The organism is Gammaproteobacteria bacterium (genome assembly GCA_035279405.1).
Classification (GTDB): domain Bacteria; phylum Pseudomonadota; class Gammaproteobacteria; order Natronospirales; family REEB76; genus REEB76.
The window spans coordinates 248019-267782 of sequence record DATEHU010000033.1 but is presented as its reverse complement, the minus strand read 5'-3'; the positions used below and the strand labels follow the sequence as shown (position 1 = coordinate 267782).

The 19764-nt window shown below is 64.1% G+C and carries 17 protein-coding genes; 8 read left to right on the top strand and 9 right to left on the bottom strand.

The genetic code is table 11. The annotated features are described in order from the left end of the window. The first annotated feature begins 2 nt into the window (after nucleotides 1-2). Complete coding sequence (locus tag VJR90_07825; protein HKV97376.1) at nucleotides 3-545, top strand: hypothetical protein; 543 nt, start codon at nucleotides 3-5, stop codon at nucleotides 543-545. 64 nt (nucleotides 546-609) lie between these two features. Here the strand turns inward: VJR90_07825 and VJR90_07820 are convergent, their stop codons facing one another. The 4 genes from VJR90_07820 to VJR90_07805 form a co-directional block, all read right to left on the bottom strand. Further along, entirely contained in the window at nucleotides 610-1332 is a 723-nt protein-coding gene (locus tag VJR90_07820; protein ID HKV97375.1) for a dienelactone hydrolase family protein, read from the bottom strand. A gap of 84 nt (nucleotides 1333-1416) precedes the next feature. Beyond that, nucleotides 1417-4554 carry an efflux RND transporter permease subunit gene (locus VJR90_07815; GenBank protein ID HKV97374.1) on the bottom strand — a complete coding sequence of 1046 codons (3138 nt, stop codon included), beginning with the start codon at nucleotides 4552-4554 and terminating at the stop codon, nucleotides 1417-1419. Then, entirely contained in the window at nucleotides 4551-5669 is a 1119-nt protein-coding gene (locus tag VJR90_07810) for an efflux RND transporter periplasmic adaptor subunit (protein HKV97373.1), read from the bottom strand. Before VJR90_07810 ends, VJR90_07815 begins: the two co-directional genes overlap by 4 nt. Next, the gene (locus VJR90_07805; protein HKV97372.1) at nucleotides 5666-7033 is read right to left on the bottom strand and encodes a TolC family protein; all 1368 of its coding nucleotides are present in this window, start codon (nucleotides 7031-7033) and stop codon (nucleotides 5666-5668) included. The genes VJR90_07810 and VJR90_07805 overlap by 4 nt, the downstream gene beginning before the upstream one ends. Before the next feature lie 200 nt (nucleotides 7034-7233). On the opposite strand from VJR90_07805, the gene VJR90_07800 reads away from it, so the two are divergent. Both VJR90_07800 and VJR90_07795 read left to right on the top strand, forming a co-directional pair. Continuing rightward, nucleotides 7234-7959, top strand: coding sequence for a response regulator (locus tag VJR90_07800; GenBank protein ID HKV97371.1), 726 nt, complete (start codon nucleotides 7234-7236; stop codon nucleotides 7957-7959). Continuing rightward, nucleotides 7956-9326, top strand: a complete 1371-nt coding sequence (locus tag VJR90_07795) for an ATP-binding protein (protein HKV97370.1) — start codon at nucleotides 7956-7958, stop codon at nucleotides 9324-9326. Before VJR90_07800 ends, VJR90_07795 begins: the two co-directional genes overlap by 4 nt. 188 nt (nucleotides 9327-9514) lie before the next feature. On the opposite strand, the gene VJR90_07790 is transcribed toward VJR90_07795, so the two are convergent. Further along, on the bottom strand, nucleotides 9515-10606 hold the full coding sequence (locus tag VJR90_07790) for a glycosyltransferase family 9 protein (protein HKV97369.1): 1092 nt from the start codon (nucleotides 10604-10606) through the stop codon (nucleotides 9515-9517). A 5-nt stretch (nucleotides 10607-10611) separates the two neighbouring features. On the opposite strand from VJR90_07790, the gene VJR90_07785 reads away from it, so the two are divergent. Continuing rightward, nucleotides 10612-11322 carry a 3-deoxy-D-manno-octulosonic acid kinase gene (locus tag VJR90_07785; GenBank protein HKV97368.1) on the top strand — a complete coding sequence of 237 codons (711 nt, stop codon included), beginning with the start codon at nucleotides 10612-10614 and terminating at the stop codon, nucleotides 11320-11322. Here VJR90_07785 and VJR90_07780 read toward each other — a convergent pair. After that, a complete protein-coding gene (locus tag VJR90_07780) occupies nucleotides 11319-12206 on the bottom strand; it encodes a lipid A biosynthesis acyltransferase (protein ID HKV97367.1) in 888 nt (295 codons plus the stop codon). The genes VJR90_07785 and VJR90_07780 overlap by 4 nt on opposite strands. Nucleotides 12207-12330: 124 nt before the next feature. Between VJR90_07780 and hldE the strand changes: the two genes are divergently transcribed. Both hldE and waaA read left to right on the top strand, forming a co-directional pair. Beyond that, on the top strand, nucleotides 12331-13746 hold the full coding sequence (gene hldE, locus VJR90_07775) for a bifunctional D-glycero-beta-D-manno-heptose-7-phosphate kinase/D-glycero-beta-D-manno-heptose 1-phosphate adenylyltransferase HldE (protein HKV97366.1): 1416 nt from the start codon (nucleotides 12331-12333) through the stop codon (nucleotides 13744-13746). A gap of 2 nt (nucleotides 13747-13748) precedes the next feature. Beyond that, nucleotides 13749-15017: a lipid IV(A) 3-deoxy-D-manno-octulosonic acid transferase gene (gene waaA, locus VJR90_07770; GenBank protein ID HKV97365.1), complete on the top strand. Its 1269-nt coding sequence runs from the start codon at nucleotides 13749-13751 to the stop codon at nucleotides 15015-15017. Nucleotides 15018-15059: 42 nt separating this feature from the next. On the opposite strand, the gene VJR90_07765 is transcribed toward waaA, so the two are convergent. The 3 genes from VJR90_07765 to VJR90_07755 all read right to left on the bottom strand — a co-directional run bounded on the left by VJR90_07765 (nucleotide 15060) and on the right by VJR90_07755 (nucleotide 17624). After that, nucleotides 15060-16505 carry a TolC family outer membrane protein gene (locus tag VJR90_07765; protein ID HKV97364.1) on the bottom strand — a complete coding sequence of 482 codons (1446 nt, stop codon included), beginning with the start codon at nucleotides 16503-16505 and terminating at the stop codon, nucleotides 15060-15062. 128 nt (nucleotides 16506-16633) lie between these two features. Beyond that, complete coding sequence (locus VJR90_07760) at nucleotides 16634-16966, bottom strand: rhodanese-like domain-containing protein (protein ID HKV97363.1); 333 nt, start codon at nucleotides 16964-16966, stop codon at nucleotides 16634-16636. Between the two features lie 4 nt (nucleotides 16967-16970). Then, nucleotides 16971-17624 carry a protein-L-isoaspartate O-methyltransferase gene (locus VJR90_07755; protein HKV97362.1) on the bottom strand — a complete coding sequence of 218 codons (654 nt, stop codon included), beginning with the start codon at nucleotides 17622-17624 and terminating at the stop codon, nucleotides 16971-16973. 275 nt (nucleotides 17625-17899) lie between these two features. Here VJR90_07755 and VJR90_07750 point away from each other — a divergent pair, with 275 nt between their 5' ends. Continuing rightward, on the top strand, nucleotides 17900-19000 hold the full coding sequence (locus VJR90_07750) for a histidine kinase (protein HKV97361.1): 1101 nt from the start codon (nucleotides 17900-17902) through the stop codon (nucleotides 18998-19000). Next, entirely contained in the window at nucleotides 18975-19733 is a 759-nt protein-coding gene (locus tag VJR90_07745; protein ID HKV97360.1) for a LytTR family DNA-binding domain-containing protein, read from the top strand. Before VJR90_07750 ends, VJR90_07745 begins: the two co-directional genes overlap by 26 nt. The last annotated feature ends 31 nt before the right edge of the window (nucleotides 19734-19764 follow it).

Sequence of the window (19764 nt, the reverse complement as noted above, 5' to 3'; positions counted from 1 at the left end):
CCATGCTGATACATAAAAGTGTGCTTGCCGCCGCTGTGGCCGCAGCGATTGCAGGCTGTGCACAAATGCCGGTGGGCCCGACCATCGCCGTGATGCCGGCGCCCGGGATGCCCTTCGAGGTATTCCAGCGCGACAACTACGTGTGCCAGCAATACGCGCAGCAGGCACTCGGCGTGAATCCGAACAAGGTCGCAGGTGATCAGGTCGCGGGAGGCGCAGTGGCGGGCGCGGCCATCGGTGCCGCCGCGGGTGCATTGCTGGGCGGTAACAGCAGTGCCGCGGGCGCGGGCGCCGCCACCGGATTGCTGTTCGGGACCGCCGCGGGCGCGGGCGCCGCCGGCGAGACTACTTATGGATTGCAGCGGCGCTACAACATCGTCTACGCGCAGTGCATGTACGCCAAGGGCAATCAGATACCGGGATATGCGGCGCCGTCCTATGTGCCACCCCCGCCCCCGCCCGGCTCAGCGCCGCCTCCGCCATCTGCGCCAACATCCGGGCCGCCGCCTTCGGCTGCGTCGTACACCACGCCGCCCGCAGCGTAATCGGCAATCACTTCCACAGTTTGCGGCCGCTCAGCGAGTGTATCGCCTGAGCAGTGCCGCTGTTTCAGCTTTTGAGTTCCACACGCAGAAATTCCAGAGCTTCCGACCAGGCGCGCGCGGCTGCGGCCGGGGCATAGTTGACGCGTTCCTCGCACAGGAATGCGTGACCGGCGCCGGGATACACCGCGAGCGTGTAGCGTTTTTTGAGTGAGGAAAGTTTCTCCGCGATGCGCGCGTGTTCCACGGGCGGGATGCCGGTGTCGTCGGCGCCGTAGCCCAGAAACACCGGTGCCTGCATTCTGTCGGCCTCGCCAATTGGCGGAGTGCGGCCGAAACGATCTTTCGGACCTTCCGCCGCGATGCCGCCGCCGTAGAATCCCACCGCCGCCTTGACTCGGTCCGGGTAGCGACAGTTGGCCAGGAAGGCATGGCGGCCGCCCATGCAGAAGCCGATGGTGCCGAGCCGGTCCTGGTTGACGTTCTTCTGTGCGCTGAGCCAATCGAGGGTTGCGCCGATTTCCTGCAGTATCTGCGCGTCACTGAGCGTCGGAATCTTCGCCATGATCCTGGCGGTGTCGGTGTAGCTGATGACTTCGCCGTGGAAGATATCCGGTGCCACGGCCACGAAGCCAGATTTCGCCAGCCGCTCGCATACGCCCTTTATGTGGCCGGTGATGCCGTAGGCTTCCATCATGACCACCAGACCGGGAAACGGACCCTTGCCCTTGGGGTGCACGGCGTAGCCATCCAGGCTGGCGTTGATTTTTACGTTGGTGGAATCGCTCATGTTGCCCTCCTGCCGGAGTCAATATTCCGATCGCGCTTTCGGAAGCGCAAGAATCGCGGCGAATATCGCCGCTCCCACAATAAATCAAACGCCTTCCTGCGGTTTGGCGATCGGCGGATGCGTATGCGAGGGGCCGCGGAGCTTTTCCGACAGATGCTCCATGGCCACGTAGAAGGCTGGGGTGATGTAGAGCGTCAGCGCCTGCGAGAAGATCAGGCCGCCGACCACGGCGATGCCAAGCGGCCGGCGCGCTTCGGTGCCCATGCCGGTGCTCACCGCGATCGGCAGCACACCGAGAATTGCGGCAAAGGTGGTCATCATGATGGGCCGGAAGCGCACCTTGCAGGCCTCGATGACTGCATCCCGGGCGTTCAGATTGTGGTCGCGTTTCATCTGGATGGCGAAGTCCACCATGATGATGCCGTTCTTTTTCACCAGCCCCACCAGCATGATGAGGCCCACGAAGCTGAAGATGTCGAGCTGCTGGCCGAACAGGATGAGCGTGAGCAGCGCGCCCACCATGGCGAGCGGCAGGGCGGTGAGAATGGTGATCGGGTGGATGAAGTGCTCGTAGAGGATCGCCAGCACCATGTAGATCACCAGCACGGTGATGATCAGCAGGATCGGAAGTTGCACCAGGGAATCCTGGAAGGTGGCGGCGTTGCCGGCGAACACGCCGGTGATGTCGGAGGGTAGAGCGCTCGCGGCAAGTTGTTGCACGCGGCTTGCGGCCTCACCCAGCGACACTCCCGGCGCGAGGTTGAAGGAGAAGGCCACCGACGGCAGCTGCTGGTAATGGTCCACCTGCGTCGGACCCACGCCGGGCGTGAGATCGGCGACCGTGCGCAGCGGCACCAGATTGCCGGTGTCCGAGGGCACGTACAAGGCATTCAGCGCCTGTATGTCTGATTGGTATTGCGGCGCCAACTGCATCATCACGTAAAACTCGTCGCTGGAACCGAAGATGGTGCTGATCTCGTTGCCACCGTAAGCGTTGTAGAGCGTGGACTGGATGGCGGTGGCATTCACACCGAGGGTGGAGGCGGTATTGCGCAGGATGTTGATATTGATCTGCGGATTATTGAGCACCAGATCGCTATCCACGTCCTGCAGACCCGGCACCGCCTGCAGTTTGGGCAGGAATTTTGTGGCCGCCTGGTCCAGGGAATCCACGTCCAAGCCTTGCAATATATAGGTGAAATCGCCGTTGCCGGAGAAACCTCCAATGCGAATGGCGGGCGGATTCTGGAAGTACACCTGCATGTCGTGCACCGGCGCCACCGCCTTGCGCAACTGCTGGATGATTTGGTCGGCGCTGTAGCGCCGCTCGCTCTCGGGTTTCAAACCGATCATACCCCAGCCGCCGTAGCTGCTCGCCGAAGCGCCGTGGCCCTGGCCGGCACTCGACATGGCGCTCGCTACGCCGGGATTCTGCTGCACGATTTTGGTAACGCGCGTCTGCAAAGCCTTGAGCTCGTCAAAGGTGATGCCGCTCGGCGCCTCGGTGCTCATGAACACCTGGCCGGTGTCTTCCGAAGGAATGAAGCCCTTGGGCACTACCGCGAAGAAATAGAAGGTGAGCACCAGCATGGCCGCCGCCACCACCAGCATGCTGCGCCAGTGGTCCACCGACCAGCTGAGCGTCTTCACGTACCAGTCGCGGGATTTGTCAAAGGCCTTTTCCAGCGTGGCGTAGAGCTTGCCGTGCGTTCCGCTCTCCTTGAGGAAGCGGCTGCACAACATGGGTGTGAGCGTGAGCGATACCAGCCCCGAAATCAGGATGGCGACCGATACCGTGATGGCGAACTCGCGGAACAGACGCCCCAGCAGGCCGCCCATGAGCAGGATTGGCAGGAACACCGCCACCAGCGACAGCGTCATGGACAGCACCGTGAAGCCGATCTCCTTGCTGCCGATGAGCGCGGCGCGCAGCGTGGGTTCGCCCTTCTCACGGTAGCGTACGATGTTCTCGAGCATGACGATGGCGTCGTCCACGACGAAGCCCACCGCCAGCACCAGCGCCATGAGCGAGAGGTTGTCGAGGCTGAAGCCGAGCGCCTTCATGACCGCGAAGGTGCCGATGATGGAGGTCGGCAGCGCCAGTGCCGAGATCACCGTGGCGCGAATGTTGCGCAGGAACACGAAGATCACGATGACCACGAGGAAAATGGCCAGGATCAGCGTGAACTTGACCTCGTGAATCGAGGCGCTGATATAGGTGCCGCGGCTATATATCAGATGCAGGCTGGCGTCGCCCGGTGCATTCGCCGTCAGGTCTGGCAGCAGCTTGCTGATATCCTGGGCGATCTGCACGGTATTGGAACCAGGCTGCCGCTGCACGCCAAGGACGATAGCCGGCTGCAATTGATGGTTGCCCTGGGTGTTGTCAAAGAAATACGTGACCTGTTTGTCCTGCTGGATGCTGTTGACCGCCTGGCCAACGTCGTCGAGGTGCACCGGCGCGCCGTTTTGATAGGCCACGATCAACTTGTTGTAGGCGTTGGCGTTGGTCAGTTGTCCCGAGGCCTGCACCGTGTAAGTGCTGGTAGCGCCATACATGGTGCCCGAGGGCAGATTGGTATTACCGTTCTGCACCGCCGTGACCACCTGGTTGAGTGACAGGTTGCGTGCGGCGAGTGCGTAGGGGTTCATGTACAGGCGCACGGCGTACTTGTGTGAGCCGAACACGTTCACCTGGGCCACGCCCGGGACCATGGAGAGGCGCTCAGCCACGATGGTTTCGGCGTATTCGTCCAGTTGCGTGAGTGGCACATGCTCTGCAGTCAGGCCCAAGTACACCACTGAGTAATCCGCTGGATTCACCTTGCGCAGCGTCGGTGGCGTCGGCATGTTGTTCGGCAACTGGCGGGTCGCTTGAGAAATCGCGGTCTGCACGTCCTGGGCGGCGGCATCTATGTTGCGCGACAGATCGAATTGCAGGGTGATTTCGGTGGAGCCGGTGCTGCTGGTCGAATTCATGGACTGCAGGCCGGCGATGGTGGTGAACTGCTTCTCCAACGGCGTAGCCACGGACGAGGCCATGGTTTTGGGATCGGCACCGGGCAGGCTGGCGCGCACCTGGATGGTGGGGAAATCCACATTTGGCAGTTCGCTGATCGGCAGAGTGAAGTAGGCCACCAATCCGAAAATCAGCAGCGCCGACATGATGACCGTGGTCATCACCGGCCGGTGGATGAACGGCGCCGAGAGATTGGCTTTCATGGCAGTGCTATGCCCGGCGCCCCGGCGGCAGGTGCGGCTGTGGTGTTGGGCTTCACTTTCATGTTGGGCCGCAGATTGCGGGATACGCGCGTGATCACGCGTTCGCCGCCGTTCAGGCCCGAGTTGATGACCACGAGGTCGCCGATCTGGCGATTGACGGTGACCAGCTGCACCACCGCGGTGTCATCGACCACTTTATAAACGAAATTACCTTGCTCGCTGGACTGGATCGCGGTGCTCGGTATCACCACCGCATTCGGTTGCACCGTGAGTTGCATGGTCACGCCCACATACTGGCCGGGCCAGAGCTGCACGTTTTTGTTGGGCACCTCGGCCTTGAGCATCACCGTGCCGGTGCTGGTGTTGACGGTGTTGTCGATGAATACCAGCTTGCCCTGGCCGAGGTCGCTGGTGCCGTCCTCGCGCGTGATGAACACCTGGATGCCGCGTCCGCTGTCGTACTGGCGCACCTGCGGCAGGAAGTTCTGCGGAATGTTGAACTGCACCAGGATAGGTTTCATCTGGTTGATGGTCACGAGCGGCGTGGTGCCGGTAGGCGACACCACATTGCCGGCTTTGACCGCGAGGTTGCCGGTCAGGCCGTCAATCGGCGACACGATGCTGGTGTAGGAAAGGTTGATCTCGGCCTGCTGCAGCGCGGCCTGCGCCTGGGTGGCGGTGGCCACGGCGCTCTGGTAGTCCTGGGGCGAGATGTAATCCTTGGCCGCGAGCGGCGCTTCGCGGTCGGCCTGGGCTTTGGCGGTCATATATGCGGATTTGGCGGATGCCAGCGCGGCTGCAAACGGCGCGGGATCAATCTGGAACAACCGCTGGCCCTTGTGCACGTACTGGCCCTCGGTGAAGAACACCTGCTTGAGCACGCCGCTTACCTGCGGCTGGATGTTCACCGTGTGTTCCGACTGCACCTGGCCCACGGCCTGCAACTGAACCGGCATGGGCTTGCGGGTGACGATGGCGGTGTCGACCGTGAGTGGGGCATCATCGAGTTTGTTGCGTCCCGCGTGCGAGTAGCTGACCACGCGCCAGGCCACGAGCACGATGAGGATGGCGACGATCAGTCCGCCGACAGTCAGGATTCTGGCTTTCTTGTTCAAGGTGACTCCGGAGTCGCGGTTTCGCTGGGCGCATTCAATCCGCCGATGGCGTGGCCGAGTGCGGCCAGCGCCGTGAACCAGTTGAGGCGCGCCTGCACTTGTTGGACGCGCGCGCTCGCGAGCGTGGTCTGTGCGGTCAGCAGATTCAGTATGGGATCCAGGCCGATGTGGTATCGCGCGGTTTCCACGGCTTCTGCTTGCTGCGCGCTCTTGAGCTGCACCTCGGTGGTGCGCAGTGTCACCGCGGCGGTATGCAGGTTTTGATATGCCTGCCACACTTCCAGTTCCACCGTCTGTTGCAACTGCGCCGTGGTGGCCTGGCTGATGTCCACCGCAGCTTGCGCCTGCTTGTTGGCGGCCTCGTCGCCAAAGCCGGCGAACAGCGGGATGCTGAGCGTCAGGCCGGCGCTGTAATTGTTCGCAGTCTGGCTGAAACCGGCGCTCGCAGTGCGCGTCTGCCCGGCAGACGCACTCAAGGCCAGCGTCGGCAGTCCGCGGGCTTTGGTGGCTTCCAGATTGCCGATGGCCGCCTGTTCGCTCGCCTTGGAGGCCAGCAATTCGGGACGTGCCTGGCGCGCCTGCGCCAGCAGTTCTTCGATGGTTTGCGTAGGCATCACTGGCGTCACGGTTTTGTCCCAGGGCGCGAGCGTGATGCCGGTGTTGGCCGGCAGACCAACTTCCACGGCCAGCGTGCCCATTGCCACGGCGAGTTGTCCCTGCGCGGTTTGCAAGGCGAGCTGCGCGCCGGCGAGTGCGGCTTCTGTCTGGTACAGGTCGCCGACCGTGGCCAGGCCGGATTTCTGGTTTTGCTGTGCGGCATCCAGGCTGGTTTCCGCGTCCTTAACGCTTGATTCATCGGCCTGTTCGAGCGCCTGCAGGCCGAGCACCTGGTAGTAATCCTGTTCGACCGCGAGGATCACGTCCTGCATGGTCTGGTTGTTGCTCAATTCGGCGGCCGTCAAAGCATATTGGGCGGCATCCAGCGAGCCGGAACGGTTGCCGAAGTCCCACAGCAGATAACTCAGGCTGATGCTCGGCGAATAGCGGGTTTGGGCGCTGTTGGACGCACCGGAGAAATTCACCGTGCGGCTGCGCGTGATGCTGTAATCGGCGCTGATCTGCGGCCAGTAGCCGGCGCGCGCCAGCTCCACGCCCGCCTGGCTTGCGCGGATCTCGGCCCAGGCGAGTTTGGTCTGCGGATTGTTGCTGAGCGCCATGTCGGTGAGTTCCACCAGTGTGAAAGGATGCGAGAACTGCGGCGCGGGTCCGGTGCCGGTATCCGCTGCGGCCAGCGCCGCGCCCGCGAGGCAGGTGCTCAGCAGCGTGGTCATGGACAGATAACCAAGGGTTCGAAGCCAGGACATGACGTAGTGGTATCCGCGGAATGTGCAAACCCGGCAAGGGTGGTGAAGCTGTGACGCCCGGTACGCGCATTAGTTCAGCTCACCGGCAGGCTATTTTCCCATGCACAGGCGGCGGCATGCGGCTTGTTACACTTTGATACAAAGAGGGCGTGCCGTGGCGGGCTACAATCGCAGCGCCTGATCCTGCGATTACGGCACACATGAGTACGCCTGACCATATCCTGGTGGTGGATGACGACAGCGAAATCCGCGCATTGCTGGAAGAGTTTCTGTCGCGCCAGGGTTTGCGCGTGACCGCGGTGGCCGACGGGCCGGCCATGGAACAGGCCATGGAGGACGCACATTTCGATCTCGTGGTGCTGGATGTGATGTTGCCCGGTGAAGACGGCATCAGCGTGTGCCGCAAACTGCGGCTGCATTCCAATCTTCCGGTCATCATGCTCACCGCGCGTGGCGAACAGGGTGATCGCATCGCGGGTCTGGAAACCGGCGCAGACGATTATCTCGCCAAACCCTTCAATCCGCGCGAACTGCTGGCGCGCATCAAAAGCGTGCTGCGGCGCGCCCGCAGCCTGCCGCAGGATCTGGCGGTCGAGGACGTACGCACGTTCCGCTTCGGCGGCTGGCGCCTGATCACCGCTACGCGTCAATTGCAGACCGCCGACGGCGTGGCTGTGCCCTTGTCGGGCGCCGAATACCGGCTGCTGAGCGTCTTCCTGCGCTATCCAGGCACCGTACTGTCGCGCGACCGGCTTACCGAATTGCTGCACGGCCGCGAGCACAATTTGCCGTTCGACCGCAGTCTCGACGTGCAGGTGAGCCGCCTGCGTCAGCGGTTGCGCGACGACGGCCGCGAACCCGGCATCGTGCGCGCGGTGCGCGGCCAGGGTTATGTGTTCGCGCTGCCCGTGGAAGTGGAAAGATGAAACGCCTGTGGCCGCGTTCGCTGTTCGGGCGGCTGGTGCTGGTGCTGGTCATCGGCTTGATCGTGGCACAGATCGCCGCTGCCTACCTCAGTCTGCACGAGCGTGATCAGGCGTTGGTGACGTTCAGCGACGAGCAATTCGTGCAGCGCGATGTGGATACCGTGCGATTGATGGAAAATCTTCCGGTCGCAGACCGTGAGCAGGTGGTACGCATTCTCACCGGTCCGCGACTTACGGTCACACTCACGCCGCAGGGTGACGATCCGCCGGGCGCTCTGTCACCGGACGCAGATGCCGCCGACTTTCAGGCAAGACTCCGCCATCAATTGCCGGGTCACACGGTTCGCGGTTACATGCTGCACGTACCGGTGCCGCGCGCCAGCCGTACCGCTCCCTTCGAGGTGGGTTACCGCACCCGCAGCATTACTTTGGTACAGCTGGCGGATGGCGCCTGGCTGCGCATGGATTATCTGCGGCCGCTGCAGCTCGCCGGCTGGCCGTATCCGCTGCTTGCGGATATCGCGGTGCTGCTGATCGCGATCATACTGTTGTCGCTGATCGCCGTGCGCTGGGTGACGCGCCCGCTGTCGTCCTTGTCGCACGCGGCCAGTGAACTCGGCCGCGACATCCGCCGGCCGCCGCTGCCGGAAACTGGCCCCACGGAAGTGCGGCATGCGGCCCGCGCCTTCAACGATATGCAGACCCGGCTCGTAGGTTACATCGAGGACCGCACGCGCCTGCTCACCGCCATTTCACATGATCTGAAAACCCCGATCACGCGCATGCGTCTGCGCGCGGAATTGCTCGAAGACGAGAAGCTCAAGGGCAAATTCATCCATGACCTGCACGACATGGAGCACTTGACCAACGCCACGCTGGATTTCCTGCGCGGGCTGGACGTGAGCGAAGCGCCGCAACCCATGGATTTAATGGCGCTGCTGGAGAGCGTGCAGGCCGACGCGGAAGAAATCGGCCAGACGGTGACGGTCAGCGGCCGCGTGCACGGCGACTTCGACGCTCGGCCGCAGGCGCTGCGCCGCTGCCTCGAAAATCTGGTGGGCAACGCGGTGCGCTACGGCAAGCGTGCGGACATCCGCGTGGAGGAAGGCGCGGCGGACGTGATCATCCGCGTGCGCGATGCAGGTCCGGGAATTCCGGAGGTGCAGCTGGAAAAGGCATTCGAGCCGTATTACCGCCTGGACGACTCGCGCAGCCGCGAGCTCGGCGGCAACGGCCTTGGACTCGGCATCGCGCGCAACATTGCCGCACTGCACGGCGGCAGCCTCACGCTGCGCAATCATCCACAAGGCGGCCTGGAAGCCGTGCTGGAATTGCCGCGGGTAAAAGAAGTAAGGGGTGAGGGGTGAGGGTGAAGCCGGTGCTTTTTGCAAACAGCCGGTGGCTGTTTGCTCCGGCTTCACGCCCGGATAGGATATCCGGGCTGGTCAACACACCAGGGATGGGTCTGTGAAGTTCAGCCACGTAAGTCACGCCTATGTACCGCTGTCGGACTGCCGGAACCAGGTTTTTTTGTTACGTACTGTACGAGAAAGAATTAGTATGCCGTCCCGGCAAGCATTTCACCGCGCGCACGTGCTTTCAAAAGCCCGTTAAGCTGTTCCGTTACATCTGAAACCGTAATCAAATCCATGGCGCGTGGATCGCGCACACGCGTGCCCCAGCGCGCGGTTGCGACGTCCTGACGATTGAATTCCCGCATGGCATCCGGATAACGGTTCACACACCAGCGCCGGCTGAAGTAGGGTGCCGCGCGATCCGGGTTGGTGCTGGCGTACAGGCCGATGACCGGCGTGCCGACGGCCGTGGCCATATGCGCCGGCCCTGAGTCCGGCGCCACCAGGACTGCGGCGCGTTGCAGCAGGGCCAGCAACTGTTTGAGATTGGTCTGACCGATAAGGTTGAGCGGCGCGCTGCGCATGCGCGCTTCGATGTGCGCGCCGTACTCGCGTTCCGCCGCACTCGGTCCGCCGGTGAGGATTACCCGCAGACCCAGTTTCTTTGCAGCGTAATCCGCGACCTCAGCGTAGCGCTCTGCACGCCAGTTGCGAAAATTGCGGAAGCGTGCATTGGCGCAGGGGCTGATGATCAGTGCCGGGGTTCCATCTGGAATCTGCAGCTGCGCAAAGGCCTGGGCTTCGGGCGGCAGCGGAATGTCCCAGCGCAACACCCTTTGTTTGACGCCGCAGGTCTCGGCAAAACCAAACAGGCTGTCCATGACGTGCTGGCGCGGTATATAAGGAATACGCCGGTTGGTGAACAGCCACTGCCAGTCGTGCGCGCGCTGGCGGTCGAAGCCGAGCCGGATCGGCGCGTGCGCCCCGCGGCTCGCGACACTCGCGCGCAGCGACAATTGCATGTGCAGCAGCAGATCGAACCGGCGCGTCTGCAGTGTGCGTCGCAGTTGCCGCGTCGCTTTCCAGCCTAGGCTTTTGTCGAAGATGATAAACTCGATGCCGGGTATATCCCCGAGCAGCGTGGCTTCGAGCTTGCCGATGATCCAGGTGAAACGCGTATCCGGCCAGGCATGCTGCAGGCTGCGCACCACCGGCAGCGTGTGGCACACGTCGCCCACGGCTGAGAGCCGCAGGATGCACACCGAAGCGGGCAGGGACAGGTCAAGGGACATGCGGGATGGCTGAACGCACGCTGGTTACGGAACGGGGATTCATCCTATACGAGGATGAGCTCGCGGGCCATGCGGGCGCAGACTGGTTTTCCGCGCAGCATTGGGCACGGCAACGCCGTTTACGTGGCGGCGCCGGCGGCGGGCGCGGCGACACCTGGATGGTCACGGGCACGGACGGCGATTGGGTGCTGCGCCACTACCGCCGTGGCGGCTGGGCGGCCAAGCTCAGTACCGATTACTACGCGTGGACCGGGCTGGAGCGCAGCCGGCCGTGGCGCGAATGGCGGTTGCTGTATTCCTTATATAGAGAGGGATTGCCGGTGCCGCAGCCGCTCGCGGCCCAGGTGCGGCGTCACGGATTCCTGTACCGCGGCGATTTGATCACGCGCCGGATTCCGGACACCCGCTCGCTGGCGAACCGCCTGCAAACTTCCGGCATCGAAGGCCTCCCGTGGAGCGCCATCGGTGCATGCCTGCAGCGCTTCCATGCGGCCGGCGTGCAGCACGCTGACCTGAATGCGCACAACATCCTGCTCGATGACCATGAGCGTGTTTTTCTGATTGATTTCGACAAGAGCCTGCGCCGCACGCCGGCCGCCGCGTGGCAGCACGCCAACCTGCGCAGGCTGCGGCGTTCGCTGCGCAAGCTTGCGCCGTCCAGCGTGATCCAGACCAACGTCTGGAACAAACTGCTGGAAGGTTACCGCGGCGGTTAAGCTCTGGGCAGGATTTTGAAGCGGTCGTGGCTCCACAGATATTGCTCGGGCGCGCGCCGGATCTGCCGCTCCAGTACGCGATGCAGGCGTTCGGTGTCGGCCACCGGGTCGTCGCTGGGGAAATCCGCAAGCATGGGTTCGATCCACAGGCGATAGCCGCGGTTGCCGGGCAGGCGCTCGGCGAAGAACGGCAGCACCGGCGCACCGCTGGTGCGCGCCAGCCGTGAGGTTGCTGTGGTGGTGGGTGCGGGATGGCCGAAGAACGAGATCATGGCGCTTTGCGCTCCGCGGTAGCCCTGGTCGGGCGCGTACCACAGCGGGATGTGATCTTTCAGGCTTTTGAGAATGCCGCGCACATCGTGGCGCGGGATGGCGCGCTCAGCGACGCGCTCGCGCCCGCGCTTGATGAGTGCATCCAGCAGCGCGTTGCGGTTGGGCCGGTACACGGCATGCAGACGCGGCACTTCGAAATGGATGAGCGCGCCGCCGATCTCAAGCGTGGTGAAATGGGCGGTCAGCATCAACAGACCACGTTGCAGCGCGAGCGCCGCGTGCAGGTTTTCCAGGCCGGAAAACTCCACGAGTGCGCGCAGTCGCCTGCGCGGCATCCAGTACGCGTCCGCGGTTTCCAGGAACGACAACCCGAGCGCGTGGAAATGTTTTTTTACGAGAGCGCGTTGCGCGCGTGCATCGAGTTCCGGCAGACAGCGTGCGATGTTGAGTTGTGCGATGCGCCGGCGCCGCGGCGACACGGTCCTGAGGATGGTGCCCAAGCCAGCACCCAGCCAGCGCTGTCCGGCGTAGGGCAGATGTACCACTGTGCGCAGCAGGCCATACAGTAGCCAGGTGGACCAGTAACGCGGATGCAGTCGGTGTTCGGACATGCGGATGAAATACTGCCGGGATGCGTGCAGTGTAGCGGCACGCGCCACACCGGGTACAGGGGCCGGACTGCCACCGGCCGCATGCTATGATGCGGCGCGTTTTCCCACGGCGCTTGGGGCAGGCATGAACATCCGCATCCCGCAATTCGACCAGGTGCGCGTGCTGGTGGCGGGCGACGTGATGCTGGACCGTTATTGGTTCGGCGCGACCGCACGCATCTCGCCCGAGGCGCCGGTGCCGGTGGTGCACGTGCGCGACATCGAAGAACGCCCCGGCGGCGCCGGCAACGTAGCGGTGAACCTGGCGAGCCTGGGTGCGCACTGCACGCTGCTCGGCATCACCGGCGACGACGCCGCGGCCGCGGCCCTGACCGAGAGCATGCAGCAGCGCGGCGTGCGCTGCCGGCTTACACGCTTGAAGAATTCCGCGACCATCACCAAGCTGCGTGTGTTATCGCGTCATCAGCAGTTGATCCGTCTGGATTTCGAAGAGAGCTTCGGCGGGCTTGCGGGCGCACCGCTATTGCCGGAATTCAAGCGCGCGCTCGCCGATGCCGCGGTCGTGATTCTGTCCGATTACGGCAAGGGCAGCCTGAGCGGCGTGCAGGAGCTGATTTCCGCGGCGCGCAAAGCCGGCAAGCCGGTGCTGGTCGATCCCAAGGGACACGAGTTCGGCAAGTATGCCGGCGCCAGTGCCATCACGCCGAATCTGGCCGAACTCGAGGCGGTGGTGGGTGACTGCCCGGACGACGCCGCCATTGTCGGCAAAGGCGACAAGCTGCGCGCCGAGCTCGGTTTGCAGGCGCTTTTGGTGACGCGCGGCGAACGTGGCATGACGCTGCTCGAAGCCAGCCGCGCGCCCCTGCATCTGCCGGCCGATGCACTCGAGGTCTCCGACGTTACCGGCGCCGGCGACACCGTAATTGCGCTGCTGGCGGCCGGGTTGGGCGCGGGCCTTGGGTTTGCCGAAGCCGCGGCACTGGCCAACTTTGCCGCCGGCCTGGTGGTGGCCAAGCTCGGCGCCGCTTCCGTTACGCCGGCGGAGCTGCGTCTCGCGGCCCACACGCGCAACGGCGGCGGGGTGTTGGATGAAGCGGCGATCATGGACGCCGTCAGTCACGCGCGCAGCCTGGGCGAACGCGTGGTCATGACCAACGGAGTGTTCGACATCCTGCACGCCGGACATGTGAGTTATCTCGAGCAGGCGCGCGCGCTCGGCAACCGTTTGATCGTGGCGGTGAACGACGACGCCTCGGTCAAGCGCCTGAAAGGCGCGCAACGGCCGGTGAATGCGCTCGCCGATCGCATGCGCGTGCTGTCGGCGCTCGGATGCGTGGACTGGGTGGTGCCGTTTTCGGAAGACACGCCGGAACGCCTGATCTGCCGGGTGTTGCCGGATGTCCTGGTCAAGGGCGGCGATTACCGGCCACAACAGGTCGCGGGCTACGCGTGCGTCACCAAGAACGGCGGGGAGGTGCGCGTGCTGCCGTTCCTCGAAGGCCGCTCCACCTCGCGCATCATCGAAGTGCTCAAGCAATAACCGTGCGCCTGCTGTACTCGCTGACCCTGCTGTTGCTCCTGCCGTTCGCATTGGGCTGGCTCATGTGGCGCAGCCTACGCCAGACCGGACATGCCGACAAACTCGGTGAACGCCTCGGCAGCTCGCCGCAGTTGTCCGGCAACCCGCTCATCTGGGTACACGGTGCGTCGGTGGGTGAGATCCGTGCAGCCGCACCGCTGGTGAAATCTCTGCACCAGCGTTATCCGCAGCACGCGTTGCTGATCACGAGTTTCAGCGCCGCCGGCCGTGACCAGGCGCAGGCGTTGTTCGGCGGGCGCGCGCTGATCGCGCTGCTGCCTTACGACCTGCCGTTTTGCGTGAACCGCTGGCTCAAGTGCATCCGCCCGACACTCGGCATCATCATGGAAACCGAAATCTGGCCGAACCTGTTCGCGGCCTGCACGCGCCGCGGCGTGCCGCTGCTCATGGTGAGCGCACGCCTGTCGCCGCGGGCGCTGGATCGCTACCGGCGTTTTCGCCGGCTCATGCGCCGCGCCACACGCCAGGTGGCGATGATCGCGACGCAGACCGAGGGCGACGCCGAGGGTTTTCGCCAGCTCGGTGCGGTTCCCGAACGTCTGTGCGTGGGCGGCAATCTGAAGTTTGATCTGCAATTTCCCGACACGCTGATGGGCGAAGGTCAGGCACTGCGCGCCGGGCTGTTCCCGGCCGCCACCGTGATTGTAGCGGGCAGCACGCGCGAACAGGAGGAGCCGCTGTTGCTGCAGGCCTTTCAGACGCTGCTCGCCAAACAACCGGATTGCACGCTGGTGTTGGCGCCGCGCCATCCCGAGCGCGGGGCCTTGGTGGCCGAGTTGGTCAAGGCGACAGGTCTGGTTGTCCACCGGCGCAGCGCGGGCGCGGCGCCGCTCAAGGCTGGTCAGGTGCTGGTGCTGGATACGCTCGGGGAGCTGCTGCGGTTTTACGCGGCGGCGGATGTCGCCTATGTAGGCGGCAGCTTGGTGCCGGTGGGCGGCCACAATCTATTGGAGCCGGCGGCTCTCGGTCTGCCCGTCCTGGCCGGTCCGCATCTCGACAATGTGACGGACATCGCGGAACTCTTGCGCGCTGCCGGAGGGTTGATCGTCGTGCCCGATGCGCCCGCGCTCGCTCAGGCGTTCCTGTGGCTGGCGGCCAACCCGGTCACGCGCAAGCATATCGGGCAGGCGGCGCAACAAAGCGTGAATGCCAACCGCGGCACGCTCGCCCGCACCATGAAATTGGTGGAAGAACAACTCGCCCGGTCGTGACCGGGCGCAGCGTGTGTCAGGCTTGCCGGACCCGGGCTCCGGTCAGCCGCCGCCACCCAGCGGCGGCACCGAAGTCGCTGCCTCGGGGGGCACATCCATGCTATTCAGGTCCGGGGTGGGCGCGGGTACTACGAGCAGCGCATTGAGCTGTTGCAGGTCCTTGGGCGTGAGGATGCCGGCCGCCTGCTTGAGTGTCAGCACGCTCATCAGATAGTTGTCGCGGCTCTGGGCAAAGCTGGTCTGCGCGGTGGCCAGATTCTGCACGGCCAACAGCACGTTCACGATGGTCTGGGTACCGACGCGCAGGCCGGTTTCCGTGGCCTGCAACGAGGTCTGGTTGGATTTCACCGACTGGCGCAAGGCCTGCACCTGGGAGATGCCGGTGAGCACGCTCAGGTAGGCGGTGCGTGCCTGCTGGACCGTCTGGCGCGTGACCAGTTGTGCCTGATCCTGCGCGGCGTCGTATTGATGCTGCGCCTGGCTCACCTGCGCGCTTACACCGCCGCCCGAGAACAACGGCATGCTGAAATTCAGCATGAGCTGCTTCTGGTTGGTCTGGAAGGTGTTGAAGATGGTGCCGGTCGCATTGTCACGCCCGTAACTCGCGGTCAGGCCCAGAGTCGGGAGGTGGCCCGCACGCTTGATGGAGACCGTGCGGGCGGCCACTTCGGCCGCGGCCTGTGCCGCCATGAGGTTGGGATTCTGTTTGAGTGCCGTGTCCACCCATTGCTGCGCACTGGTGGGATCCGGACTGTGCAACGGCATGTCAGGCGCGGGCTCCTGCAGTTCGCCGACCGGTTCGCCGGTGATGGCGCGCAGCGATTCCTCGGCGTTGATGGCCTGCTGGCGCGCGCCGATTTCGTTGGCCACCGATTGATCATAGGCGGCCTGCGCCTGTTCCACGTTGGTGATGGCCACAGTGCCGACTTTGTATTGGGCCTTGGCCTGTTCCAGTTGTTTGCCGTTGGCCTCGGTGGCGGCATGGTCGGCGGACAGGGTGTCGCGCGCGGTGATCACGCTGAAGTAGGCGGTCGCGGTGCGCACGATCAGATCCTGTTGCGCCGCAAAGTACTGGGCTTCGGCCTGCGCCACGGAGGCGTCTGCCTGCTTGATGTTTTCCCACGCGGCCCAGTTGAAAATCGGCTGGGTCAATTGCAGGCCGTACTGCGTGTCGCGCCCCGGCGTGCTGTTATAGACGTTGCCCAAGATCGGCTGGCCGGTCGGCGTGGTGCCCGTCTGGTTGAGCGAGGTGCCGTACGTCGTGGACCAGGACTTCGAAGCGTTCAGGCTCAGGTTCGGCAGATAACCGGCGCGCGCGATCGGTTTGTTCTCGAGCGTGGCCTGGTAATTGGCCTCGGCCTGCTGGAAGGTGGGATCGTTCTTGAGCGCAAGCTGATAGACGTCCCACAAATCTGCGCCGCGCGCCTGCGTGGCAGCGGCGAATCCGGCCACCACGAGGATGACCACTAGACTGCGTAATGCGTTCACCTGAACTCCTGTACACCTGGGTGTATTAGTCATATATAACACTTAAATTGTGTGCCGCGCAACGGTCGCCGGCCAGACCGCAAAAACTGTTTCCACTCGCTGCGTGCGCACACCGGCGGTGCCGCCAATCAATAGCGCGGCATTTGCGGTGCCAGCTCCGTGGCCCAGGCTTCGATGCCGCCCGCCAGATTGATCACCTGGCTGAAACCGTGCGCCTGCAGAAACGCAGCCACCTGCTGGCTGCGGTTGCCATGATGGCAGAGCACCACATAGGTTCGCTGCGGATCCAGTTCGGCGAGCCGTACGCGCACTTCATCCATGGGAATGTGCAGGCAATCGGGCAGATGCACGCGTTCATATTCCCAGGGTTCGCGCACGTCGAGCAGCGTCAGCCTGTCGCCGGATTTCGCTTGCAGTTCCGCGACCTCGTGCGGCGTCAACGAGCGCACCGGCACGTGCATGCCCTCAGAAATGGAACGCCGCGGGCACGGGTGCGTTCACCAGCGGCGGCAGTGAAGTCTCGAACAGGCTTTCACGTGCCCACGCGGTTTCCGTCACCCGCGTGATCAGCAGGGCTTCCATGATCGGCGGCTGGCCGGCGATGACAAACAGCCGGCCGCCCACATTCAGGCGCTCGGCGTAGCGTGCGTCATAGGCCGGCAGTGAGCCGGTGACTGCAACCAGGTCGAAACGGCGGGTCATGCCGTCGAGTCGCGTGCCGTCGCGGGTTTCCAGGGTCGCGTTGCGGATACCGAGATCCGCGAGCAGCCGGCCCGCCCCGGCGTTGAAGTCCGCATGAATGTCCAGGCTCAATACCTCGCCCGCCAGTCTGGCCAGACACGCCGTCACGAAACCGCTGCCGGTGCCGATCTCGAGCACGCTCTCGTCGGCCTGCGGGTCCAGCGCCTGCAGCAGCCGGCCTTCCACCTTGGGCGCCATCATCACCTCGCCGTGCGCCAGGGGTATCTGCATGTCCGCATAGGCCAGCTTGCGGTAGGCGGGTGGCACAAATTGATCGCGCGGTAACACGTCCAGCAGGTCGAGCACCCGCAGGTCCAGCACGTCCCAGGCGCGCACCTGTTGCTTGACCATTTGCGCGCGCGCGAGTTCAGTATCCATGAGGTTTCCCGCGAAAAACAGGCTGAAAAGAGCCGCCAAGCGTAAGGACTTCGGTTCAGCTTGGCAAGGCGCGGCCGTATGTCGGAATATGTGCCGCCGTCTGCCGGGCCTGCGGCGACTCTAGTGTACGGGTGCGGCGACCGCTACCGGAATGTGATGAAGTGTGGCCGGCATGGGGCGAGTCGCCGGTTTCGGGCGCAGCGGCAGGCGTCTTTAACGATCCAATGGTGTGACAATTGTCAGGTTCCGCGGCAGCTGGATAAAGCGAGGCGCGAGTGTCCACTGACGGCAAGGGCTTCAGGATGCGCTACGTGGCGTATGTCGTCCTCGGCTGGATCATCCTGTCGCTGTTGTGCGCACCCGGGTTTTACCTGCGCAGCGCGGCGGCCGGAGAGACGCCGTACGTGGACACGGCGCTCGGCGCAGCCTTTGTGGCCAGTCTGGGTTGGGCTGCGTGCGCACTTGTGTTGCTGGTATTCAGTGCCTGGCTGAACCGCCGCCGGTTGCAGGGTGTCGCCTGGCTGGCAACCCATCTGGCCTTTGGCGTGGTGCTGATACTGGTACTGCTGCTTTTGGTCCGCTGGTGGAGCTGGCCGGTGCTGGGACTCGCGGACGTGTTGCAGATGCCGGATTTATCCGCGGCGTTGGCCTCAGGCTGGCCACGCGGCCTCGCGCTGTATGTCGCGCTCTGGTGCGCATGTCAGATTGGGTGGTCGTGGCGCCGCTACACGCGTCTCAAGGCGCAACTGGTGAGCGCCGAGCTGCGCCGCCTGCGCACCCAGCTCAATCCGCATTTCCTGTTCAATACGCTGAATGCGATATCCGAACTTGGCTATACGGATCCCGAAGCCGCGGACCGCACCATCACCCAGTTGAGCGGGCTGTTGCGCAAGTCGCTGGATGACAGCCATCAGCAGGAAATCGCCTTGCGCGACGAGCTGGATTTCCTGCGCCGCTATCTCGACATCCAGCAAACCCTGCAACGCGGGCGCATGCAGATCCAGTTCGATGTTGCCGACAACGTATTGAACGCGCGCGTGCCGGGCATGATCCTGCAGCCGCTGGTGGAAAATGCCGTGACCCACGGCATCGGCCGCAGCAGCAGCGGCGGCAGTATCCGGTTGCGCGCGCAGCGCGAAGACGAGCGCCTGGTGATCGAAATCGAGGACAATGGCTGGGGCCTGGTGATCGCGGCGCCGCGCGGTGGGCGCGAGGGCATCGGCATTGGCAACACGCGCGCGCGGCTGAGCTATCTTTATGGAGAATTGGCCGGGCTCGAATTGAACAGCCAACCGGGCGAGGGCTTGACCGCGCGTATCTACATTCCCTTCCACGAGGCTTATGCGTTCGATGAAAATCCGCACGCTGATCGTTGACGACATGCCGCTGTCGCGCGAGCGTACCCGCCGCTACCTCGCCGAGGTCGAGGACGTGGAGATCGTGGGCGAGTGCGCCGACGGCGAGCAGACGCTCGCGGCCATTGACAGGCTCGCGCCGGATCTGCTGCTGCTGGACGTGCAGATGCCGGGCATGACCGGCCTGGCCCTGCTGGAGAAGATTCCCGCGCCGCGCCGTCCGGCGGTAGTGTTCGTGACGGCGTTCGACGAATTTGCGGTGCCGGCGTTCGCGGCCCATGCGGTGGACTTCCTGCTCAAGCCCTTCGATCGCGAGCGCCTGACGCAGGTATTGAAGCGCGTGCGTGAGTATCTTGCCGAGCGACACCTGCAACCGCCGGCCGCGCCCGTGCCGGCGCCTGAAAGCGCTCCGGCACCGACCTTTTTGAGCCGCATCGCGGTCAAATCCGTGGGCCGCACGGTGTTCGTGAATTCCGAGAGCGTGGACTGGCTGGAGACCGCCGGCAACTATGTGTGCCTGCACGCCGGCAAGGACACCCACGTGGTGCGTGAAACCATGAATCAGCTCGAAACCCAACTCGACCCCGCGAAGTTCGTGCGCATCCACCGCTCCACCATGGTGCGCATCGAGGCCATCCGCGAAATCCAGCCGCTGTTCAACGGCGACCGCGTGGTGATCCTGCACGACGGCGCCAAATTGACCATGAGCCGTTCCTACCGCGAAAAAGCCCGCGCCGCCCTGGGTGCGGTGTGATAACTCCGTAGCCGGCCTGTTCCGGCCCGGC